This is a genomic window from Pantoea sp. alder81, from assembly GCF_020179835.1.
Lineage (GTDB): Bacteria > Pseudomonadota > Gammaproteobacteria > Enterobacterales > Enterobacteriaceae > Pantoea.
On record NZ_JAIUDA010000018.1, the window covers coordinates 1 to 22,422 of the forward strand.

At 47.5% G+C, this 22,422-nt stretch carries 11 protein-coding genes and 2 pseudogenes; 5 read left to right on the top strand and 8 right to left on the bottom strand.

What is annotated here, in order from left to right; translation table 11 throughout:
- Positions 1–144: 144 nt before the first annotated feature.
- Positions 145–378, bottom strand: a complete 234-nt coding sequence (locus tag LBW88_RS25760; protein WP_224935505.1) for a hypothetical protein — start codon at positions 376–378, stop codon at positions 145–147.
- Positions 379–2,230: 1,852 nt separating this feature from the next.
- Between LBW88_RS25760 and LBW88_RS25765 the strand changes: the two genes are divergently transcribed.
- The 5 genes from LBW88_RS25765 to LBW88_RS25785 all read left to right on the top strand — a co-directional run bounded on the left by LBW88_RS25765 (position 2,231) and on the right by LBW88_RS25785 (position 13,946).
- Positions 2,231–10,813 (top strand): glycoside hydrolase family 94 protein, encoded by an 8,583-nt coding sequence (locus LBW88_RS25765; protein WP_224935507.1) that lies wholly within the window; start codon positions 2,231–2,233, stop codon positions 10,811–10,813.
- 546 nt (positions 10,814–11,359) lie between these two features.
- Positions 11,360–11,626, top strand: a complete 267-nt coding sequence (locus LBW88_RS25770; RefSeq protein WP_224935509.1) for a hypothetical protein — start codon at positions 11,360–11,362, stop codon at positions 11,624–11,626.
- Positions 11,627–12,183: 557 nt separating this feature from the next.
- Entirely contained in the window at positions 12,184–12,429 is a 246-nt protein-coding gene (locus LBW88_RS25775; protein WP_224935511.1) for a DUF551 domain-containing protein, read from the top strand.
- Between the two features lie 267 nt (positions 12,430–12,696).
- The gene (locus LBW88_RS25780; protein ID WP_224935513.1) at positions 12,697–12,897 is read left to right on the top strand and encodes a hypothetical protein; all 201 of its coding nucleotides are present in this window, start codon (positions 12,697–12,699) and stop codon (positions 12,895–12,897) included.
- Between the two features lie 572 nt (positions 12,898–13,469).
- Entirely contained in the window at positions 13,470–13,946 is a 477-nt protein-coding gene (locus LBW88_RS25785; protein ID WP_224935515.1) for a ferritin-like domain-containing protein, read from the top strand.
- Positions 13,947–14,448: 502 nt separating this feature from the next.
- Here the strand turns inward: LBW88_RS25785 and LBW88_RS25790 are convergent.
- The 7 genes and pseudogenes from LBW88_RS25790 to LBW88_RS25820 all read right to left on the bottom strand — a co-directional run.
- Positions 14,449–15,888 (bottom strand): annotated as a pseudogene (locus tag LBW88_RS25790) (IS3 family transposase); the annotation flags it as partial.
- A 20-nt stretch (positions 15,889–15,908) separates the two neighbouring features.
- Positions 15,909–16,046 (bottom strand): annotated as a pseudogene (locus LBW88_RS25795) (SOS response-associated peptidase family protein); the annotation flags it as partial.
- A gap of 170 nt (positions 16,047–16,216) precedes the next feature.
- A complete protein-coding gene (locus tag LBW88_RS25800; RefSeq protein WP_224935517.1) occupies positions 16,217–17,392 on the bottom strand; it encodes an acyl-CoA dehydrogenase family protein in 1,176 nt (391 codons plus the stop codon).
- Positions 17,389–18,462, bottom strand: coding sequence for an LLM class flavin-dependent oxidoreductase (locus LBW88_RS25805; RefSeq protein ID WP_224935519.1), 1,074 nt, complete (start codon positions 18,460–18,462; stop codon positions 17,389–17,391). Before LBW88_RS25805 ends, LBW88_RS25800 begins: the two co-directional genes overlap by 4 nt.
- 11 nt (positions 18,463–18,473) lie before the next feature.
- Positions 18,474–19,481 (bottom strand): ABC transporter permease, encoded by a 1,008-nt coding sequence (locus tag LBW88_RS25810; protein ID WP_224935521.1) that lies wholly within the window; start codon positions 19,479–19,481, stop codon positions 18,474–18,476.
- A complete protein-coding gene (locus LBW88_RS25815; RefSeq protein ID WP_224935523.1) occupies positions 19,462–21,063 on the bottom strand; it encodes a sugar ABC transporter ATP-binding protein in 1,602 nt (533 codons plus the stop codon). Before LBW88_RS25815 ends, LBW88_RS25810 begins: the two co-directional genes overlap by 20 nt.
- Positions 21,063–22,331 (bottom strand): sugar ABC transporter substrate-binding protein, encoded by a 1,269-nt coding sequence (locus tag LBW88_RS25820; RefSeq protein WP_224935525.1) that lies wholly within the window; start codon positions 22,329–22,331, stop codon positions 21,063–21,065. Before LBW88_RS25820 ends, LBW88_RS25815 begins: the two co-directional genes overlap by 1 nt.
- Between the last annotated feature and the right edge of the window lie 91 nt (positions 22,332–22,422).

The window sequence follows — 22,422 nt, forward strand, 5'->3', positions numbered from 1 at the left end:
GCTTCAGCCTCGCGGAGAATGCTGATGATCTGTTCGTCGGAAAATCGCTTCTTCATGGGGATGTCCTCATGTGACTTATGAAGACATTACTAACATCGCGGTGTATTAATCAACGGGGAGCAGGTCATAATGTATGAATAAAAACTAGAGCCTGCCATTAATTCTCTGATTATCCCTCAAAACATCAATAGCTGTTTGCAACGCAATTTTATTATCATTTTTATTTTGTCTGGTTTGTTGAATCTGCAAATATTCTAATAATGTTCGGGTATTGATTGGACGACCGGATCTTCCAACTTCGAGAATTGCTTCACCCAGAATAATTTTCACAGGGGGCAACTGACTTGGGTACCAATTGAGGGTGTCTTCAGACTTCATTGTAAATCTCTCCGGGAAGTTTAATGTAACAGGAAAATGCCTGACAGACATTAATTATTAGATTGTCAGCAAGATCTTTCTCATATAGGTGAGGCTGCTAACTTTTAAAATTTATAATTACTATGATCTATCAATGAGTTATTGTGCGCTAACTAAGATGTTTTTTGGATGATTTACTGCCTCATACCCGCTGAGGTAATAACAGACTTGACAGAACAGGGTGGATGGCTTAAGCGACGCTGAGTTGAGGCGAAGCGACTGTAAACTAAAAACATCTAAGAATGTCCGGGATGCAGGCTTTAGTTAATTAATTTTTATTGATTAATTCCATTTGGTGAGTTTAATTATTAAAAGGAGTTATGGGATCAAACTCATTGATTTATTTGGGATGAATGAATTAAAACTCAAAACCACCACACCTTAGACTGCTCATGATAATGACGCCCAGTGGGTGTGGGTGAGATGAGGTCACAACTCCGGGTGCCTCCCGGTAAGCCATTGAATGGTCAAACCGACTTGTGAATGATTACACACAGCGCGAGCTGCTAGAACCATTTGCACCCCGCCGCTTAGGGGGATCAGCTGTAACTCTTAAACCTTAACACTTAATGAACTAAGGAATATCTGATAGTTAAGATTTATTTAAAAAAATTTTTTTCGAGAATTTTTATCCGTGAATTTATTTTACATAATGAAGGCCGTGCTTTATTAGTTCTACACCTAATATATTGATTTTTATCATAAATTTTTTACACGGAAAGTCATTATCAGGGCAGAACGTCCATTGAGTCACGATGCTGCTGGCATTTTACCAAAATATGTTCTGCAAAAGTTAACTGAAGACGATGTCTGACCACTGAAGCAGACCCGATATTGTTCTCCATTTCGTAAGCTTTCCTTGTGACTTCAAAAGTAAATACTTCTGAATAGTAATCGGGGGTTGACCGCAAAAAGTGTCTGTTATCAATGACCTTCACAATATATCTGTTATCATCGATGCAGATGATGTCGTATTTTACTAACCGCTTGTCTGAGTTACTACTGATGTAATGAGATTGAATGCTGGAATAAATCATCTCTAAAGCCTTTTCTAAACGTAAAGAATTATCAGGTTGTGGGAGAAATTGACGCTTTGGCTAACGTCAGGATGATGATTAGTCTGTAACCTAAACACTTCAAGCTATACTTAACGCCGGAATCTTTGAGGACTTCATTTTTAACAATGAGTTACGTTGTTTGATTTTCCTGACTTACTTAGTGAAGAATAATCTAGTCTGCAAATTATTTAATTCTTCCCGAGAGAAGATTGAGTTAGTATTTTATTGTAGTTCATTTATTCATCAAAAGGGTTAAGGATGGGGAGAGCCTGGGCACAGGGCCACTCTTACGTGTATAAACTTAGGGTTAATCAGTAGGATAAGATCAGCGAAGATGAGACGATTCTTCAAATTCCTCCTCTAGTTTATTTATTCAAAACGTTAAGCCTCACTGAATAAAACCAGTTGATTGAAGACTATAGAGAAATTTCATGCGATTTTATAAGGAGTTATAAATATGTGTTAATCAGTGGAGTGACAGTGCTGCCAAATTTGTACTTAGTCATTAATTAATAATGGTGAGAATTATGCTCTTGATAACACTCAAACTTATCAGTTTATTTTACTTTTGTTTTGTATGCTTTGACTGCCATGCTCGTTTTTGAAAAATTTAAAATAAATTTCTCGGGATGCTCTATAATTATTTTATCCCAGCAGCTGTTAAATCCCTGATGCCTGACGCCCATCCTGAAGAGAAGTTTCTGTTCTGATTTTGCAACTGCTCTTGCGCGTTAACGTCGCATCAGAGCAACATTATGAAATTAAATCCTTCAGCATGGTTCACACGTTTTCGCGTACAGTCAGAAATTTCAGGGGGTGCTGTGCGTCAGGCAAACAAATCTGCTCATGAAAATAACCAAAAGTCTGAATTGTTTTCAACTGCACAGATGGAGCGTTATGGTGAAAAACTAGCGCGTATCCATAAATTATCACCATACAAATTGCCTTACCATCTTCTTAAAAGACTTGGCGATAATGAGGCTGTCATTACGAGAAACTGCTACGAAATAAACTCTGCAGCAAAAACAGCTATAACCCCTGCAGGTGATTGGTTACTGGATAATTACTACCTAATCGAAGAACAGATCCGTATGGTCCGACAGCATTTGCCGAAAAGCTTTGGCAAAGGTCTACCGTCACTCATTTCACCGGATAATTGCCCACGTATTTATCATATTGCTGCTGAGGCAATCGCTCACGGCGATGGTCGTTGGGACCCTGCAAGCCTGAGCGGGTTCATATGGAGCTATCAAAAGGTCACACCGCTCGCTTTAGGGGAGATTTGGGCTTTACCTGGAATGTTGAGACTGGCACTAATCGAAAACCTTCGTCGTATCAGCATGGATGTAGTCAGGGCTCAGCAGGACCGAAATATTGCAGACCTATGGATAACAAGGATTTTCGAATGTGCGGACCGCTCACCCTCTGACTTAATCATGGTTGTCGCTGATCTTGCCAATTCACGTCCTGATTTGAGTAGCGCGTTTGTCGCAGAACTTGTTCGCAGGCTTCAGGGGCATGGAAATGTGCAATCTTTACCTCTCGCATGGGTTGATCAGTGCCTTGCTGAACAGGGAACGACTTCCGAAATTCTTATTAACGTTTTCAATCAACAACTAGCTGCCAGTCAACTCTCAGTCAGTAACAGCATCGCAGGTTTACGTCTAGTGAGCGAAACGAAGTGGGCCGACTTCGCCGAGTCAATAAGTGTTGTAGAAAGGGAGTTGCGAAGTGATCCTGCTGGAATTTATCCCAAAATGCACTTTGACACCCGTGACCACTATCGACATGTTGTTGAGATCCTGGCGCGAGACAGTAGACTGAGTGAACCTGAAGTTGCTAGTCGTATCGTGGCTCTTACCTCTCAAAATGTTATCAATACCCCTGAGCATCACATTGGTTTCTATCTTATCGGGGATGGCCGCAAAAAGCTGGAAATATGTCTCCTGTCTGGCTCATCACCTCTCACGCGCCTGCGACACAGTTTCACCAGAATATCTCTTTTGTCATGGCTTGGCTGTATCAGCTTATTCACCACAGCTCTGACGGCCGGGATATTGCGTGAAACACTAAAATCCGGAACTGACGTATTGCTGTTTATACTGGTCTTACCTTTGCTCGTTGTGGTTAGCCAGCTTGTAAGCGACTTACTGAGCGATGCATTCACTCGTTTCAGGGAACCTAGTCCATTACCCAGAATGGATTTCTCAGACAGCATACCGCCTGATAGTGCAACGATGATTGTGATCCCGTGCATGCTGATCAGTTACGAGAGCTTCAGTAAACTCCTCCGTAGCCTTGAAGTCTGTTGGCTGGGAAATCAGAATGAAAATATCTGCTTCGCTTTGCTCACCGATTTCGCTGACTCCGAACACCAGTCATCGCCAGAAGGTATCTCCCTGCTCACACAGTCAGTCTCAGATATGCTGGCGCTAAATCAGAAATATCCATCCAGACGCCCACGCTTTTACCTGTTACACAGGCAGCCTGAATGGAACCCGATTCAGCGAATATGGATGGGCTTTGAACGTAAACGTGGAAAACTGGCTGTATTGAATGACTGGCTTCGCCATCCTTCGTCGCAATTTGTCAGCGTTGCTGATATGCCCGCCGATCTTCTACCTGGCCACATCAAATACGTTATTACGCTCGACAGTGATACGGTTCTGCCGCGTGATACTGTCCATAAGCTGGTTGCTACAATGGCGCATCCTCTGAATAAGCCAGAATACGATCCAGTAAGCCAGAGGGTTGTCAAAGGCTATGGTATTCTCCAGCCTGGCCTTGCGGAGGAATTACCTCGCTCCGGTCAGGGGCGCTATGCGGCTTTAAGAAGTGCTGTACCGGGAAATAATCCCTATACCATGATGTCATCCGATGTTTATCAGGATCTCTTTGGGGAAGGATCGTTTCTGGGGAAGGGTATTTATGACGTCGATATATTTATTCAGGCCACAATGAATACCTGTCCTGAAAATCTCGTCCTCAGTCATGATTTACTGGAAGGGTGCTATGCACGTTCAGGGCTTGTGAGTGAGGTGTTACTGTACGAACAATATCCAAATAATTATCTCTCAGATGTTGGACGCCGTTCACGCTGGATCCGGGGCGACTGGCAGTTGCTTAACTGGTTAAACTTGCGTGTCAGAAAAGCAGATGGCACCAGAAGCAGGAATCCACTGTCACCACTTTCATACTGGAAATTAATCGATAATCTGCGTCGAAGTCTGGTCGCTCCCTGTCTGTTTTTATTGCTATTTACCACCCTGTTATGGGTGCCAAATCCCTCATACTGGTTTGGCTTGCTGCTAATAATATGGCTGCTGCCTGCCTTATTTAGTATGTCATATGACTTTTTGCATAAGCCATTTCGGCGCCAACTTAAGCAGCATCTGGTGCTGGTCGCTTATGGTGCGCTTAAGCGCCTTTCAGGTATCGGGCTCAATGTTGCGATACTGCCGCATGAAGCCGGATATTCTTTGTATGCGATTATGATTACGCTATGGCGTTTAGGCATTAGCCGTCGCAATCTTAGTGAATGGACCAGCCATAGTTCAGACAGTGATAAGGGCAGCAGTTCGGTTGCACGGTTTTATAAGTCTATGTGGATGAATGTTGTCAGCGGCATGTTGTTGGCGGTACTGACCACACTTGTTGGCCCACACCTGTTGCCAATTGCTTTGCCTGTCACTTTCCTATGGTGTCTCACGCCGTTGCTGATGAGCTGGCTCAGCCTTCAGCCCGTGCAGAAAGCATTCTCTCCGAATCAGCAGCAGAAGCGGCTGTTACGCCAGACAAGCCGTGAAATATGGGCTTTTTTTGAGACTTTTACTACTGCGCATGAGAACTGGCTTCCGCCTGATAACTATCAGGAAAAACCGGAACCAGCGGTAGCCCATCGCACTTCCCCGACCAATATCGGCCTTTCTCTGATGGCTAACCTTACTGCCTGGGATTTTGGCTATCTCCCCGGTGAAGAGGTATTAAAGCGCGTGTCACTCACCCTCGATACACTGGACAAAATGGAACACTACCGTGGCCATCTATATAACTGGTATGACACCTGCACGCTGATCCCCCTCAGTCCACGTTATGTTTCAAGCGTTGACAGTGGCAATATGGCTGGCCATTTACTCACGCTGCGTGAAGGGCTTTCAGCTATGCGCCACCAGCCTGTTCTGAGCATTGATCGGATGATGGCTGGGCTGGACGATACACTGGCCATTCTGGAGAAGCTTTGTGAACAGCATTTACCGCCTCATTTAATTCAGTTGCGCAAAATCTGGCAAAATGCCAGCTCTCTGATTCCGCATGAGTTCTATAAAGAGCTGAATAAAATGTGCGTCGAGTGCAACCATCTCATAACACAACTTAATCAAAAGCTTATTCCTGCCCGCTGGGCGCGACATCTGGAGCGCCAGCTGATTCAGCATTGCAATGAATGGGCAAGCCTTCTTAGCTGGCTGCCTGCATCATGGAACAAATCAGATCTGCCGACCCTCGATTGGCTGGCCAGCGCACATTCTGCATATGATCGGTCACTCCCTGAGAGTGTAAAAGCCGAGGCCCGTGCGCGGCTGCAAATGATTACCGAACTTGAACAACGACTGCTTGATCATGCGCGCATGGATTTCACCTTTCTCTATAATGATGCAACCAACCTGCTGACTGTCGGTTACAACTGTGAAACGAATACGCCAGATAAGAGCCACTACGATCTGCTACCTTCTGAAATCCGACTGACGAGTTTCCTTGCTATTGCGACTAATCAGCTGCCTCTCAAAAGCTGGTACGCCCTGGGGCGATTGTTTACGACTATCGACAGTGAAACTGCTCTGATGTCATGGAGCGGTTCAATGTTTGAATACCTTATGCCGAACCTGGTCATGCCTACCTGGCCCGGCAGTCTGCTGGACAAAATGATCCAGTCAGCGGTCAGGCGTCAGATAGGCTGGGGAAAGGAACGTGGAGTTCCCTGGGGAGTATCAGAGTCGGGATATCATGCTTTTGATATACATAAGAATTATCTATATCAGGCATTTGGTGTGCCAGGACTTGGCCTGCGCAGAGGGCTTGCTGATGATATGGTCGTCGCCCCCTATGCTTCATTTCTGGCACTGATGGTCTCGCCGCAAAACGCCTGTGACAATCTGTTGAGGCTGGAGAAAAATGGTGCACGTGGTGAATACGGTTTTTATGAGGCGCTTGACTATACATCTTCGCGTCTCGCAACCGGTCAGCTGTATGCAGTAGTACAGTCCTGGATGGCTCACCACCAGGGGATGGCTTTTCAGTCGTTGTCCCACGTGCTACATAACGCACCAATGACGGAAAGATTCATGTCCAGTCCGGTCTTTCGGTCAGCGAGTCTGCTTATGCAAGAGCGCGTGCCGGATATAATCGAGCTTTATAGTCCGCGCCGTCATTTTGAATCTCATGAAGGACGAATCAAGCCCGTAAATCATGAACCCCGCATCATTACCACAATCGACTCCCCGGTTCCGGAGATTCAGCTTCTGTCCAACAGCCATTATCATCTGATGTTAACCGCTGGCGGGGGCGGTTATAGTCGCTGGAAAAACCTTCTTCTCACGCGCTGGCGTAGTGATACCACCCGGGATAACTGGGGAATATTCTGCTACATCCGTGATAATCAGACCGGTGATGTATGGTGTAATACCCTGAAGCCTACAGGCAATGGCACTGAAAATGACGGTGAAGTGGTTTTCACGGATGCAGGAGCTGAATTCAGGCGCACATTCGGGACGCTCAGCGTCAAAACTCAGGTGGTTGTATCGTCTGAGGATGACATTGAACTGCGGCGACTTACGATAATAAACCGGGGCCGCCTGCCGCGCTCGCTGCAACTGACATCCTATGCCGAGGTGGTACTTGCTCCGACCGCCAGCGATGTTGCACATCCCGCGTTTAGCAACTTGTTTATTCAGACTGAGCTTATACCTGAGCGTGACGCCATACTTTGTCAACGGCGTCCACGCTCGCCGGATGAAGCCACACCTTCTTTCATCCACATGATGGTGGTGCATGGTGAAAACTCACAAAATGTCTCGTTCGAGACGGACAGGGCCCTGTTCCTTGGTCGTGGCAGGACCCCGTCAGATCCCCAAGCCATCTCCTCAGGAGGGCCGCTCAGTAACACATCAGGGGCAGTACTGGATCCCATAGTGGCAATAAGCCACAGAATTATCATTCAGCCAGGGCAGCCGCTCACATTAGATATAATTTATGGCATCAGCGAAAGCCGCCAACAAAGTATGGCGTTACTGGAAAAATATCGTGATCATCCCATAGCAGACCGCGTTTTTGAATTAGCTTTGTCCCATAGTATGGTTGTTTTACGTCAGATAAACGCCAGTGAAGAAGATGCTACCTTATTTAACCGTCTTGCCAGCGCGTTACTCTATCCAAGCCCGGAGTTACGCGCCGGAGGTGAGGTTATCAGCCGTAACCGACGAGGACAGTCAGGCCTTTGGGGATGGGGAATTTCCGGGGATCTGCCTATTGTATTGCTCAGTATTACAGGCGAGGAAAATACTGCCTTAGTTACCACGCTCATTCAGGCGCATAGATACTGGAGGCTGAAAGGTCTGGTGGCCGATTTAATCTTTCTCATTAACTGCCCCGGAGGTTACCGTCAAGGCCTACAAAATCAAATTCTGGAATTAATTAATGCTGGCTCAGAAGCCAGTCTTTTAGATAAATCCGGCGGACTCTACGTTCGTAATGGCGAGCATCTCTCTAATGAGGATAAGCAGCTACTGATGAGCGTGGCCTGTCTGTATCTCGATGATCGTGCGGGTGGATTGAATGAACAGCTTAACCAGCGTACCTGTATCATAAAACCTTCTGCTGGGGCACTCATTCCATCTTATGTATCAGGAAATAATCGACATGTCCCCTGGACTCCAGATACTACCCGGTTAAAATATTTTAACGGATACGGTGGATTCACTGAGGATGGCGGGGAGTACCAGATTGTTCTTGGACAGAACGGTCCAACGCCTGCTCCATGGTCTAACGTTCTATCAAATGACAGTTTTGGAAGCGTTATTTCTGAGGCGGGGCAAGCTTACACATGGTACAAAAATGCACATGAATACCGTTTAACCCCCTGGGAAAACGATCCGGTAAGTGACCGAAGCGGTGAAGCTTTTTATCTGCGAGATGAAGAGAGCGGGGAATTCTGGTCACCCTGTACATTGCCTGCTCGGGGACAAGGTGATTATCTGGTCCGCCATGGTTTTGGCTATAGCATCTTTTCCCATCGAGAAAGTGGTATAGATAGCGAGTTGACGGTGTTTGTTTCAGAGAAGGCCCCAACAAAACTAGCTATCCTGAAACTTAGTAACAATTCAGGCCGCACACGTAAAATTTCCGTCACTGGTTATGTCGAGTGGACCCTGGGTGATTCACGAGTTCGCTCTTCTCCTCATATAGTGACACAGATTGCAAGAATCTCTGGCGGCTGCGGTATTTTGGCGAACAATTTTTATGGCGAAGACGGTGCCGAACGCACAGCATTTTTTGCCGTAAGCGGTTTCAACTGTTCAACAACAGGGGACCGACGTGAATTTATAGGCCGTAACCGTTCTCTGCAAAATCCTCTGGCCATGTCATCTCGCTACCTTACTGGTAAAACAGGAGCCGGTCTGGATCCCTGTGGTGCAGTACAGTCAGCCGCTACAATAATTGATGGTGATCAGAGAACGTTTATCTTTGTCCTTGGCGCAGAAGAAAATCCTGTCCTGGCTAATGAAGTTCTCTCCCAATATTTTAATGAGGAAAATGTCAGTCTTGAGTTAAGCCGTGTTAATAATTTCTGGCACAAAATGCTCCATAAAGTTGAGGTTAAAACACCTGACACCTCCGTTAACCTGCTGGTCAATGGCTGGCTTTTGTATCAAACGATAGCCTGTCGCCTAATGGCTAGGAGCGGCTACTATCAATCCGGCGGCGCATTTGGTTTTCGCGATCAGCTTCAGGATACCTTAGCCCTGGTGCACGCAGAGCCTTCGCGGCTTCGCGAACAGATTTTGCTGTGCGCATCACGTCAGTTTATTCATGGCGATGTGCAGCACTGGTGGCACCCTCCGCATGGTAATGGTGTACGTACCCGCTGCTCTGATGACTATCTCTGGCTACCCTATGCCGTATGCCACTATGTGGCAGCCACTGAAGACATCAGTTTACTCGACGTGAAGATACCCTACCTTGAAGGTCTTCATATACCGCCTGGCGAAGAGTCCGTTTACGACACGCCTGCCGTCAGCGATACCGTTGAAACGCTTTGGTTACACTGCGTGAAGGCTCTCCGGTACAGTCTGAATTTTGGTGCTCATGGCCTCCCGTTGATGGGCTCAGGGGACTGGAACGATGGTATGAATCGGGTTGGCGTAAAAGGTAAAGGTGAGAGCGTCTGGCTGGGCTTCTTCCTTTATGACATATTGCAGCGTTTCGCTTTACTTGCCGAGCAAAAGCATGAGGAAGGTATTGCTTTGATGTGTCATACGGAAGCGAAGCGCCTGCAGGACAATCTCGAGGCTCATGCCTGGGACGGTGAATGGTACAGGCGGGGGTATTTTGACGATGGTCATCTGCTGGGCGCTAAATCCTCGCAGGACTGTCGGATTGACGCGATTGCGCAAAGTTGGTCTGTACTCTCAGGAGCCGCCGATCCGATACGTAGCGTACGAAGTATGAATTCACTTGATAAGTATCTGGTGGATGATGAGCATAGCCTGATTAAATTGTTAGCGCCCCCATTCGATGGGCATGGTACGAATCCGGGATATATTCAGGGATATCTGCCCGGAGTAAGGGAAAACGGGGGGCAATATACGCATGGAGCTATCTGGGCTGTTATGGCATTTGCCCGAATGGGCAAAATAGAGCGTGCCTGGCAACTTTGGTCAATGCTTAACCCAATAAACCACACATTAGATGACAAAGGCGTCAGGGTCTACAAAGCAGAGCCATATGTCATTAGCGCAGATGTCTACAGTGTTGCACCTCATATTGGACGTGCCGGATGGAGCTGGTATACCGGCTCAGCAGGTTGGGCATATCGACTTTTGACAGAGGAGTTACTCGGGATTAAGCGTGCGGGCAATACCCTCACTATCCATGCCCGGTTGCCGGATGAATGGCCTTCTTTTTCTATGACATATCACTACGGCCAAAGTTGTTATCAAATAACTGTTTCACGCAGTGTCGGAGAGGGCGGCAAGATCTTACTTGATGGCCTGATACTTGCAAACGATAAAATTTTACTGACGGATGACGGGAATATGCATATTGTTGACATATTTCAATGTTGATCTTTTCCATCTCGTTGATGCTATTTATTTGCATTTAAATCAAGATATTTAAAATGCCATCTCTAATATAGATGCGCCGCTAAGTTTTTTGAGGAAAGTTTCCATGATTATTGCGCTACAATTTCAATAGAAACATTGTTGCATATTAATAAGTTAAGTAATAGCAGAAATCACATCAGTAAAATAGATGGCTGTTCTTTTATAAGTTGCTGTTTAGGCTCCTTCTAAATGTCCGAACTGGGGGTGGGGGGGGCAGACATCTGAATTTAGCTACTACAGTTGCAGCGCGCAATATTCAGATTATGTAACGCATTACCTGCTAACGTTAACATGTGAATTGAAGTTCAATTCTGCTGCTTTTATCACTGGGTATTATTGCGTACGCCGAACCACAATAAAATGAAACGACATACGAAAATTAACTATTATTTAAACACTCATAAAAATTGCGATACACTAATGTGAGGTCTTCAGGAATTTAATTTATCAAATGAATTAAGGGTTGTTTTCTCGCCTCTGCTTTTACAATGTAAACAGGACACTGAAATGAAGAAAATGAAAGTATTTTCTGAAGGATTCATTATTGACAAACGCTGTTTTGGCGAAGGGGCTCAGCCCTTCTGCATACACAGAGTCAGATTTACCAATGGGAAATACGGCATAGTTCGGGCCCGATCTGGAGTTTGTTTTAACCCCGGGGATATCATTATAAAAAATGAAACCGGTTGGCAATACGATCAAAAACAGGTGTACCTGCTCGCCTTTGAGTATGTTGATGAAAATGAATCAATCAGACAATTCGTTGAGTATTAAGGGAATCATAACATTGGGACCAGCGGCTTTTCCAGTCGAAACGTGACAGATAAATATAATCATTGGTAAACTCAGATAGTTTTACCTTGAATGCCTGAGAGTTCCACGAAGTAAATATGCTCGTGCTTGGCTTTAAAGAACGTAACAACTCACCTGTTTTTCGATGAACTCATTAATGGTTAGTCATGGGGAGTTTGCTTTAACTGGCGATGGGGAGCAGGGTAATATCATTTAAAAATATATGTGTTTATTTAACATGCAGTTAAGGTGAAAGCTAAAAAAAATAAAAATTCACTAACCGTTAATTACTATACATGTTAAAATCCCTACTTGATGTTGAAGAAATGGCACCGTGGGGGGGGTTCTTGCTTCATTATATTTTTATGGTATTTAAATTTTCCAACACACAATTTCTTCAGGATAATTAAGTTAAACGGCTGTAAGTATTCATTTAAAAGTTCCTTCCACTTTTATAGATATTACCGAAGGTTATCAGACACTCCTATTAACGGAGAGCTCCCATCATTTGTAATTTAATCACACCCAAGGGTGGAATTATGTGCCATATACTCGAATGGATTGACATCAATGAACAACTCCCAGGATTTAAACAAGAATGTCTTGTTCAACTTCAATCCGGGGAAGTCCGTGGAGGTTGGTTGTATAACGGGCAAAGCCAAAGTGGCATTCATATTTTTGTTGACTCGCATACCGAGAAAAGAATATGCATGAATGTTAATTTATGGATGCCACTTCCGCCTGCTCGCAATGATTACAAGGTATTGCTTCAGAATCCCGGCTAAGCTGAAATTAATCAATATAATTATTTATTTGAATTTTCTCAAGCAACTGATGACTGCTGCGCCTTTGAAAAACCGGTAATTTGTCGTCGTCTAACGTGAGGGTAACTTTATGTTTCTTATCTGAAGATTATTCTGCTGGCTAAATATTTTAAAACATTGGATTAAATGAATTAAAATGGTGTCGCTGAGATATTTTTGTATTAATGGTTCTCTCCACACCATTCCGAACCAACCTTTATTGGAAGATAATCTTCATTCTGGAGTACTATGCTCAATAACGATGAAAGACTTATTTTTGTTTCTCAAGCTATTCAAAAGGCTGTGCGAAAGCTAATGGATGCAGGTCATGAAGTAAATAGGGAAAACACTATATCAACATTAGATAATTTACAAGAACACGAAGAGGACCCCTATTTTTCGGATATTTACAGAGATGCCGCCTTGATGGTAAGGAATGGTAAAATTTAGCATTTACCAAAATAATTTTTTTACCCAGCCATGTTTTATATTGATTGACATCAGGCAGTAATTGATACTCACGCCCTTGGTGAACATTATAGTAAATCAGTGAGTTAGGATATAATTTTAAATATCTTATGGTGTCACTTTCCACTTATAGCCATTTTCAATTGCAACGACATCACTCGCTTCTGGAAATTCTATAATGGATCTAATTGAACTTTAAAAAAATATTTTCCTTTCGAACTGATATAAAGGAATTTTATGAATAAACAAAAGCAACGGCTTTCATTTAATATTTTTATCAGCCAAATTAGCTGAATTTTTGAGTCGGAGGGGGAGGTGAGGTAAAGAACATCCTTCCAGGCATGAAAACAAGCAGGGGAAATGATGATATCCAATGATTTCTTTAATGCCATGATATTTTTTAAAAAATAATTTTTTTAATCCTTCTTAATCATCACTTTACAAATAAAAGATGCCTTTCGCGAGGAAATAGGCAAAAAATATCGTCGTTTATTTTTATTGGGTTATACTCAAGTGTGACTTAATTATTTAACATTAACAATCAGGAGTAAATTATGACGATCAAAACCCTCTCGGATTTATTTATTCACGATCTTTCTGACATTTATAGTGCAGAAAAGCAGATTTCTCGTGCTCTGCCAAAAATGGCGAGAGCCTCCACCGATAAAAAACTTGCGAAGGCTTTTGAACAGCATCTTGAGGAAACACGCGGTCAGATTGATCGGATTGACCAACTGGTTGAGGTTACAGATAGTGTCCATATTAAAAGGATGAAATGCCATGCACTGGAGGGCCTTGTAGAAGAAGCTCAAGAAATTATTGATTCCGTTGAGGCTGGGCCAATAAGGGATGCTGGTCTTATTGGCGCTGCTCAGAAGGTTGAACATTATGAAATTGCAGCCTATGGCACGCTGCGCGCTCTAGCATTTAAGCTTGGATATGACGATGCTGCAAAGCTTCTTTCGGAGACGCTGGAAGAAGAAAAAGCCACTAATGACAAACTCAACTCCATTGCGGAACAGCAGAGCTGATTTGGAGATTGAATATTGTTTCTTTTCATCAAAAAAAATTTTAGAGTCTGTAGAGAACATTCGAATTATTTTTACAGCAAGATCCGCTTGCCTAAGATAGTTCCTCAAGTGCTACAGCCCCTGAAAAATTCAACAACAATTTCTGAATTAGGCTAGCTTTATTAACAAATCTATTTATATTTACTCGACATTTCACTCATGCGATAAACTTCCTATGAATACCGATAATGAATTTCTTTTGAATTTTTATGACGGTAATTTCAGGTAATCTGGGGTTTTGTTGAATAAATCAGAATTAGGTAAAAATTCCCGCAGCCAGTGGTATGTTCAGGCAATATGCACGCTTTTAGGCATGCCAACATTCGTCATTTTTCAAAGCCCGTACCATGGTCACAGCCACTGCTACCAGAAGGTCGTATTTACTTAGCGTCAATGAACCTTCAAGTAACAGTTTCACCCTGCACATTGCCGTTTACGCTATCGACCAGAATTCTGGCGTATCATCCACCTTCTTCATGAAGTCTTCAAGCGTTACACCAGACCAGTTGCGACCATAATACATCTCGTTTTTCAGCCGCCCGAAGAACCCTTCACATGCCGCATTATCTGGCGAACACCCTTTATGCGACATTGAACGAGTGAGCCCCGAGGAGGATATTTGCTGTAACCACCCCGGCCACAGGTAATGCCCGCCACGATCGCTATGTATGATCGGGCGTTCGTTGGGTTGTAGCGTCTCGATCGCACTTTCCAGCATGCTGTTTGCAAGCATTACGTCTGGCCTTGTGCCTACCGACCAGCTAACCACTTTACCGTCAAAGCAGTCCACCACCGGTGGCAGCCACACTTTATCCGCAGGCAGCTGGAACTCCGTGATATTCGTCAGGCACTTCTGATTGGGCAGCACTGCATTAAAGTCTCTCGCAAGAAGATTATCAGGGGCTGGGTCGATTTCTCAACAGTACGAGCTGTAGCGTCGGCGGCGTGCTTTACTCACAACAAGTGTTTCTTCTGACATCAGCCTGCGTACGACTTTTTCAGAGAGCCGGACGCCTTCATGACGCAGCATGGCGTGCAGGCGGCGGTAGCTGTAACACCGGTAGTTGGTGTGGAAGAGACCGGCCAGGGTCACACGAACAACAGCGTGCTTATCACCGGCCTGCAGCGCAGCGCGGTGATAAAAATAGCTGCTACGGGCGAGCCCCAGTGTGCTTAGCAGCGCCGACAGCGGATATGTTTCTCTCAGGGCATCAGCGACCTTAGTCTTTTCCCTGTTTGTCAGGGGACCTGCGCTGGTGCCCGGGTCTTTTTTTATCATTTCATCCGCTTTCTTCAGGATATCGTGTTCCATCTGTAACTGCTGGATTTCCTGCCTGAGCCTGTCACGCTCATTTCGCAGCTTATCGATATCTTCTGTTTCGGATGCTGCTTTGAGTTTACGCATTGAACGTTAGGCCTCGTCACCAACAAGTTCATCCTTCCACTTATACAACAGTTGGCGGCTGACACCCACATGCTGAGCGATTTCTCGGGCGGGTTTGTTACGCATGCACAGCTCACCAACGGCTTTACGCTTAACCTCTGATGTAAAGGGCGCTTCAGGATTTGAGGTGCTGGTCATGATACGACGCTTTCACGGCAGAAGTTCATCCAGCCAGCAGTTGAGTATTGCGGTGCAGGGGTAGCCCAGCTCACGGCACGTGTAGGCCAGGCAACGCCCGTGTGTTAGATAATGATCAACAGCAGCCTGTTTTTGCGCGGTGGAGTAGCGTGGTTTGCGCTTAACACTCTTTATAGTACCGTCACCTGCCTTCCATGCTTCTATCCAGCTTCTGAGATGACGTTCTGTGGGATAACCCAGCTCACGAACAACGGCTACGATCTTTTTGCCATATTTAAAGTACAGCTCGATTGCACGAAGGCGATCCGCTTCGGAATACATAGCTTATCTCCTGAGAGTCCAGGAAATCGTCCGCACCCCCGTTTCTGCCATTCAAACCAGCCATTTGCGGGCACGACGGCACGTCCGTGGTGCCACAGCGGCTTGAACATCCCTCCGCTGGCCGCCGTTTCTCCGCGTGCGTTAATCAGCGGCTGCTTGGTAGCGCGCACGCCCGCTGGGGCAACATCAGTTTCTGAATCAGCTTCTGCTGGCTGTGAATTATCGCCCATATAGAGTGACTGCACTGCCGCGCCAGCCTGCGTCAACGTGCGACCATCACCGTGGGTAGGTAGATACCAGTGCAAAGCAATTTTGGCCATTGATCACCTCAGAAGTAGGATGTGCGCGGCGGTTGGATATGATTAACTTCCCAGTTCGCGACGGCCCAACGTTTATAGTCCAGCGGGTTATGTGCCACTACCGTCTGCGCATTGCGCCAATGACGGTGTAAATTCAGCTCGTCACGAACCGCAGAAGCTCCGCCTGCATTGAAAATACGCATGGTCGCGGGTAATACCAGATCGGCCACCGCCACTTGTGCGCGGGCAACATCAATTGCCGCAGAGAGTGCGGCTGCTTCATTTTCTGGCTGGAGCGCCGCGATATCCAGGCTGTCTGCTGCGGCAAGCACCACCGCACGTGACGCCCAGGCCGCGCTGCTCACTTCTCCCGCGCTGCGCAAGAAGAACGGATCATCACTGGCTTTTGCCGTCAAGCCATGTGCGCTGGGCCGCGCTTTTCCACTGAGATAGTGATTGATATCTGATGATGCGTTGAGCGCAATGCCAGCCAGTACCGCAGATAAAAACAGCTGCCGTTGCCCACCGATATGCGTGAAGCGATCATCCAGAGCATGGAAGGAAAGCAACTCAGACGCCTCAACCCGTACGTCCTTGAAATAAGACGTTCCGCTGGCGGTTAATCGCTGCCCCATACCGTCCCAATCATCATTAAGAGTGACACCGTCACGATTTGCCGGAATCAGAGCAGTACGGCGAACACCCTCTGCATCCTGACCCGCAATATAGAGCAACGTGGCAAACAGGCTGCCGGTGGAATAGGCCTTTACTCCGTTGAGTTGCCAACTGCCATCAGCCTGTTGGATCAGGGTTGAGGTAATGTCGCCAACGCGCGAAGTGGATGCTTCGCTCAAGGCATTACCGATCAACGCGCCTTCAACAATCGTCGGCCACCAGGCTGTAGCCGTGGAGCCCAGGCCATGCACGCACAGTTCCTCAATAAAAAAGAAGTGTGGCCGAATGGCCTGCGCCAGATTGGAGTCCACTGAAGCGATGGCCGTAATGGCAGCCATCTGTTGATGCAAAGTCCCGCCGGCGCCACCATGCTCCTCCGGTACACGTAGCGTGAAAATCCCCGTTGAGCGGAGTAAACCGATGCCGTCATAAGGTAGCTTTCGCTGGCGCTCATAAGTGGCAGCTTTGTCACCCAGCTGTGGAAGGATTGCCGTTAACGCGGCGAGAACATTTTCAGCCTGCTGGCTCATTGATTTTTCTCCAAATGACGAACGCGGGGCAGAACTTCCTGCGCAAAGATTTCCATCCATTGTTCAAAGGGCTGGAAGGCAAGCATGAAGGTTTCAATTCCCAGTCGGTTCCAGTTAAGAATACGCTGTGCCACCGTGTCATAACTGCCGACCAATCCCGCGGCGGTTCCGCCGTTAGGCCCAATATGTGGGCGGTCACGCAGGTTTTTCCACATCACCGATTGCTGATCGGTTTGCTCTAGAAAGCGATCGATCATATTCCCCGCTCGGGCTTTATCCTGCGCATCAAGGTGCCACTGCCACTGCAAAATCTCCTCTGCTGATGCATCGCTTTCTGCGGCAATCACAAACGCCGCCATGCCAAAGCGAATCGGCGCTAATGTAGCTGGGCGGGTACGACTTCTCACATCCGCAATCAATGCTTTTGCACTCACCTCAGATTGGGCATTCAGAAAAAGCACATCTGCCTCTTGTGACGCCAGCGCACGAGCCGGTTCAGATTCTCCGCCCATATAAATCTGTGGGCGCTGACGCCAGTTGTTCGCCGGGCGCAGAACATAATCATCAACGTTGAAGAAATCACCATGAAACGTGGTTCTTTGCCCCTGCATCAACTGGCTCACCACTTTTAGCCATTCGGTGCCAAAGGCATAACGCTGTTCATGCGGCAGCATGCCGATGCCAGAACGTTCAAGATCAGGTTTCCACCACGCGTTCACCACATTAATAGCGAATCTTCCCCGGCTAATCTCTTCAATGCCCAACGCCTGTTTAGCCAGAATCGTGGGATGGATGATCGAAGGCTTAATCGCCGCGATAATTTCAATGTTATCCGTCAACGCGGCCGCCGCCGCCGCTGCCGTCCAGGCATCAAGCTGATCCAGATCCTCACCAAGCGGATTCATGGTGTGCTGCGCTATCAGGGTGCTATCGAAACCCAGCTTTTCAGCTAAAAGAATCTGTGCACGCACGCGCTGCCAACTGGCATCGACTTTCTCTTCCGGGTGGCTGAGCGAGGCAAACGTGCCGTGGACATTGGCCCATATGCCGAAACGGGGTGAATTTGTCATCAGAACCGTCCTCACTTGATGATGTTCTGCAGGCTTTGGCGATCAATAGTGGTTAATACCGCCAGCACGATGATGAAACCTTTAACGATTTCCTGCGTAAAAGGGGAAACGCCGGACACGTTCAGGCCATTGCTCAAAATGGTGATCATGGCAACGCCAGAGAAGGTGCGTGCTGCACCGCCCACCCCTCCGCTCAGCGCAGTGCCGCCGACCACTATGGCCGCGACGCTATCGAGCACATAACCTTCGCCAATGGAAGGTGTGGCGGAACCCAAGCGAGAGAGCAAAAAGAACCCACCCACGGCGGCCAGCGTGGCAGACAAAACAAAGGCGTATGTTTTGAAACGCTTAATAGGGATGCCGCTGAGTTGCGCAATCCGTTCCCCGGCACCAATCGCCACGATATAGCGACCAAAGCGGGTATATGAAGTACTGAAACTGAGCACCAGCCATAACGCCAGTCCCAGTAACAACACGTTGGGCACATTAGGGATCAGTTGCCCATTGGCCAATGAAGAGAAGTCGTCGTTATCGACAAACAGCGCGGACCCGTTCAATACATGCAACATGACGCCGGTAAAGATTGAGCCAGAGGCTAACGTGGCAATAAATGAGGGAATACGCATCAGGGTAGAGAAACTGGCATTGATTAATCCAGCAATGATGCCCGTAGCCAATGCCGCCACAAACGTAAGCCCAAAACTCAAGCCAAAATGCTGAAGTAAAACGGCGCTGAGTGCTGAGGAGAGCCCTGCAACGGCCCCCACAGAGAGATCAATACCGCCCATTAACACCACAAAGGTCGCGCCGAGTGAAATCAACAGCAGCGGGCCTGCTTGCGCCCCCATCACCACAAGATTTAAGGGTGAGAGAAATGCAGGCTGATTTACCCCAAACCACACAACCAAAATAAGCAGTGCGGCAATAGGAAGGACAATGGCACGCTGTTCGCGACGCAACAGCTGCTGGATAGGCCAGCGAGTCAGCGTTTCTACGGGTTTAAGCGAGTCGATACTCATCAGTATCTCCTGAATGAAAAGAAGAGGGGGACTCAGCAGAACCAATCATGTCAGCAACCAGATTGTGTTCAGTCGCTTGCTCACTCTGGGCTGAGATATCCGTTACCAGTTGCCCATCGCGCATGATCAAAATGCGATGGCTTAAACTGAGCAACTCCGGAAGGTCATCGCTGACATACAAAATGGTGGTGCCGGTCGCCGCCAGTTGGCGGAGCAGGGCATAGATATCGGCTTTGGCGCCGACATCCACGCCTGCCGTTGGATTTTCAATCAATAACAACGCGGGTTGCCGATGGATCCAACGCGCCAGTGAAACCTTTTGCTGGTTCCCACCGCTCAAGGATTCCACGATTTGTCCGGCACGGGTTTTAATGTTGAGCGCATTGATCATCTCGCGGGTAACCTGTCGTTCATACCGCGTGCGCCATAAACCCAACCTATTAGTAAAACCTCGAGGCGAATTCTGCCCGCCAGGTAACGAGATATTACTGGTGACGCTCTGGCTTAAAATCAGGGCTTCATGGGGGCGATCACCCGAAATAAACGCGACACCTTGCTGCAGGCGCTGGCGAAAAGTGCCATGTAATGCGCGCTGATTCAGAGCAACGTCGCCGCTCTCAGCCGGTTCAATGCCCGCCAGCATGCGTAACAGCTGCCCCTTTCCTGAGCCGAGCAGACCACCAATTCCCGCGATCTCGCCTCTCTGAAGCGAAAAGGACACCTTATGCAGGGCACCGCGACGGGTTCCAGCTCGCAGGCGGCTGCTCGCAGACAGAGCCGTGACCGAGAGTGTGGTGTGGGCAGAAGAGGGAACCTCCGTAAGTTGCGCCTGCCGAGTGATGGCTCGGCCGACCATTAATTTATGGATACGCGATTCAGTATATTCGGTGACCTTGCCTTCACTGACCTGTTCTCCGTCCTTGAGGATCACCAATCGATCGCAAACCTCAAACACTTCCTGCAATCGATGGGAAACGAACACCACACCAACCCCTTGCTGACGCAGTGAAGACATCAGATTCAGCAGGCGTGAGACTTCAGCGCGACTCAAACCGGTGGTAGGTTCATCGAACAGAACAAAACCAGCGGGAAGATCAAGGACTTTAGGCAGCATCACGGCGCGGGCGACTTCCAATGCCTGACGTGTGGCAAAGTCATAGCTGAGCATCGCGGCTTTGACATCCACGTCCAATCCCATCTGTGAAACGATATGCCGGGCTTCCGCCACCATGGCGCGTTTTTGCAACACGCCATAACGACTGAATTTCTGCTCATGCCCTAGAAACAAGCTTTCATAAACCGGTAAATTACCGATCAGCGCGGGATCCTGGAAAATACGCCAGATCCCCTGCAGATTCGCTTGCCGATAGTTATCCAGCGCCAGGGCCTGGTCGTCCAGCTGAACGGTTCCTGTGGTGGGCCGCAGCGTGCCGGAAAGGATATTCAGCAGCGTTGATTTTCCCGCACCGTTTTCACCCAGAATACCCACAACCTCACCGGAGGCGATTTGCACATTGATGTTGGCCAGCACGCGGTTCCGTCCGTAGCTGTGGCCGATGCGATCAAGGCTGAGCTGCGCCATCAGACACTGATGCCTTTGTAATCGAAGTTATTTAACTTCAGGCGGTAAGCCTGTTGGTAACGTTGCGTGGCCTTCTCAAACTCACCGGACGCCAACGCTTCAGCATAAGCGGCAGGGGGCTGCCAACCTGCTGGTTTGGGGGTGCCCGATGCCGCGTAATACTCTTCGATATTGATCGGCACCAGTGGCGTCTGAGGATCCCATTTGTCACCACTGATAACATGTGAAAGCAAGCGAGGGTCAAAGGGCAGGTTAGGGTTATCAACAAAGCGAGCCAGCACGCCATCTACGTTCTCTTTGGTCACCAGCAAGCCAGCAAAACCGACGAAACGCTCTGGCACTGAGGGTTTATAACCATTTAAAGCATCAAACAGACGCGCTACGGCCTGGATGCCGTGATAAGCCGGAGACTGGAAGACGGTTGCCGCCACACGGCCACTTTTTACCGCGCGCAGAATATCCGTGGCACCATCAGTCCCAACAGTCAGGACATCTTTACCCGGTTTAATATTCAGCCCGCGCAGTGCGGCCAGCACCCCAGTCAGTGAGCCGTCATTTTGCGCGATGATCACATCTGGCGCGCCATAGCGGGAAATCAAATCTTCTGCAGCTTTTTGTCCATCTTCTGCGCTCCAGTTACCCGGCAGGCTGCCCAAAATTTTGGCCTGTGGGAATTCAGAGAGAGCATGGTAAACGGAGGCACTGCGCAGATTGTCGACAAACGCCCCTTTTGGCCCCGTCACATGCAGAACTTTTAATGCCGGACCGGACTTCCTGGCAGCTTCTCCCAGAGTGTATTTTACAGCCTGGTAAAAACCGATATCTTCCCGTGTGACAAAGGCCTGCACATAGCCATCACCGGCATCAAGAGGATGACTCCACGGCAAATTGCTGCCGAAGTTGACCAGAAAGCCTCCGTTCTGGGCGACAGCACGCGCAATGCTTTTATTAGCACTGCCATCGACGCTGTTGGTGAGGATCAATTTTTTCCCGGCAGCGATCGCAGACTGTGCCTGAGTGAGCGCCGTGGCGTCATTCAAATTGAAGTTGGTCGAAGAATAAGGCAGTCCCAGCACTTTTGCGGCTCGCTGTGCAGCATCATTCACAATAGTGTTCCATTCATTATTGAGCAGCAGCAGTTGTTGTATCGGCGCTGTAAGCAGGTTCTGCGCCAGTACATTGCGCGCAGTCAGTAACTGCCCCCCGACGAGCGCAGCCCCTGCGCTAAATTGTAAGAAACGACGACGTGAAAAAGACAATGATTCCATTATGCTCTCCGGCAATTGCCTGCAAATTAACTGGTGAAGTTGAATGAGAAATTAAATTTCAATACCAGACAGTAATATCCACTTCGTATTA

What these genes read in the sequence shown, in the direction of transcription:
- LBW88_RS25775 (WP_224935511.1), top strand. Translation starts at nt 12,184, where the DNA reads ATGTGCCATATACTCGAATGGATTGACATCAATGAACAACTCCCAGGA.
- LBW88_RS25810 (WP_224935521.1), bottom strand. Translation starts at nt 19,481, where the DNA reads ATGAGTATCGACTCGCTTAAACCCGTAGAAACGCTGACTCGCTGGCCT.
- LBW88_RS25815 (WP_224935523.1), bottom strand. Translation starts at nt 21,063, where the DNA reads ATGGCGCAGCTCAGCCTTGATCGCATCGGCCACAGCTACGGACGGAAC.
- LBW88_RS25760 (WP_224935505.1), bottom strand. Translation starts at nt 378, where the DNA reads ATGAAGTCTGAAGACACCCTCAATTGGTACCCAAGTCAGTTGCCCCCT.
- LBW88_RS25800 (WP_224935517.1), bottom strand. Translation starts at nt 17,392, where the DNA reads ATGAGCCAGCAGGCTGAAAATGTTCTCGCCGCGTTAACGGCAATCCTT.
- LBW88_RS25820 (WP_224935525.1), bottom strand. Translation starts at nt 22,331, where the DNA reads ATGGAATCATTGTCTTTTTCACGTCGTCGTTTCTTACAATTTAGCGCA.
- LBW88_RS25785 (WP_224935515.1), top strand. Translation starts at nt 13,470, where the DNA reads ATGACGATCAAAACCCTCTCGGATTTATTTATTCACGATCTTTCTGAC.
- LBW88_RS25780 (WP_224935513.1), top strand. Translation starts at nt 12,697, where the DNA reads ATGCTCAATAACGATGAAAGACTTATTTTTGTTTCTCAAGCTATTCAA.
- LBW88_RS25805 (WP_224935519.1), bottom strand. Translation starts at nt 18,462, where the DNA reads ATGACAAATTCACCCCGTTTCGGCATATGGGCCAATGTCCACGGCACG.
- LBW88_RS25765 (WP_224935507.1), top strand. Translation starts at nt 2,231, where the DNA reads ATGAAATTAAATCCTTCAGCATGGTTCACACGTTTTCGCGTACAGTCA.
- LBW88_RS25770 (WP_224935509.1), top strand. Translation starts at nt 11,360, where the DNA reads ATGAAGAAAATGAAAGTATTTTCTGAAGGATTCATTATTGACAAACGC.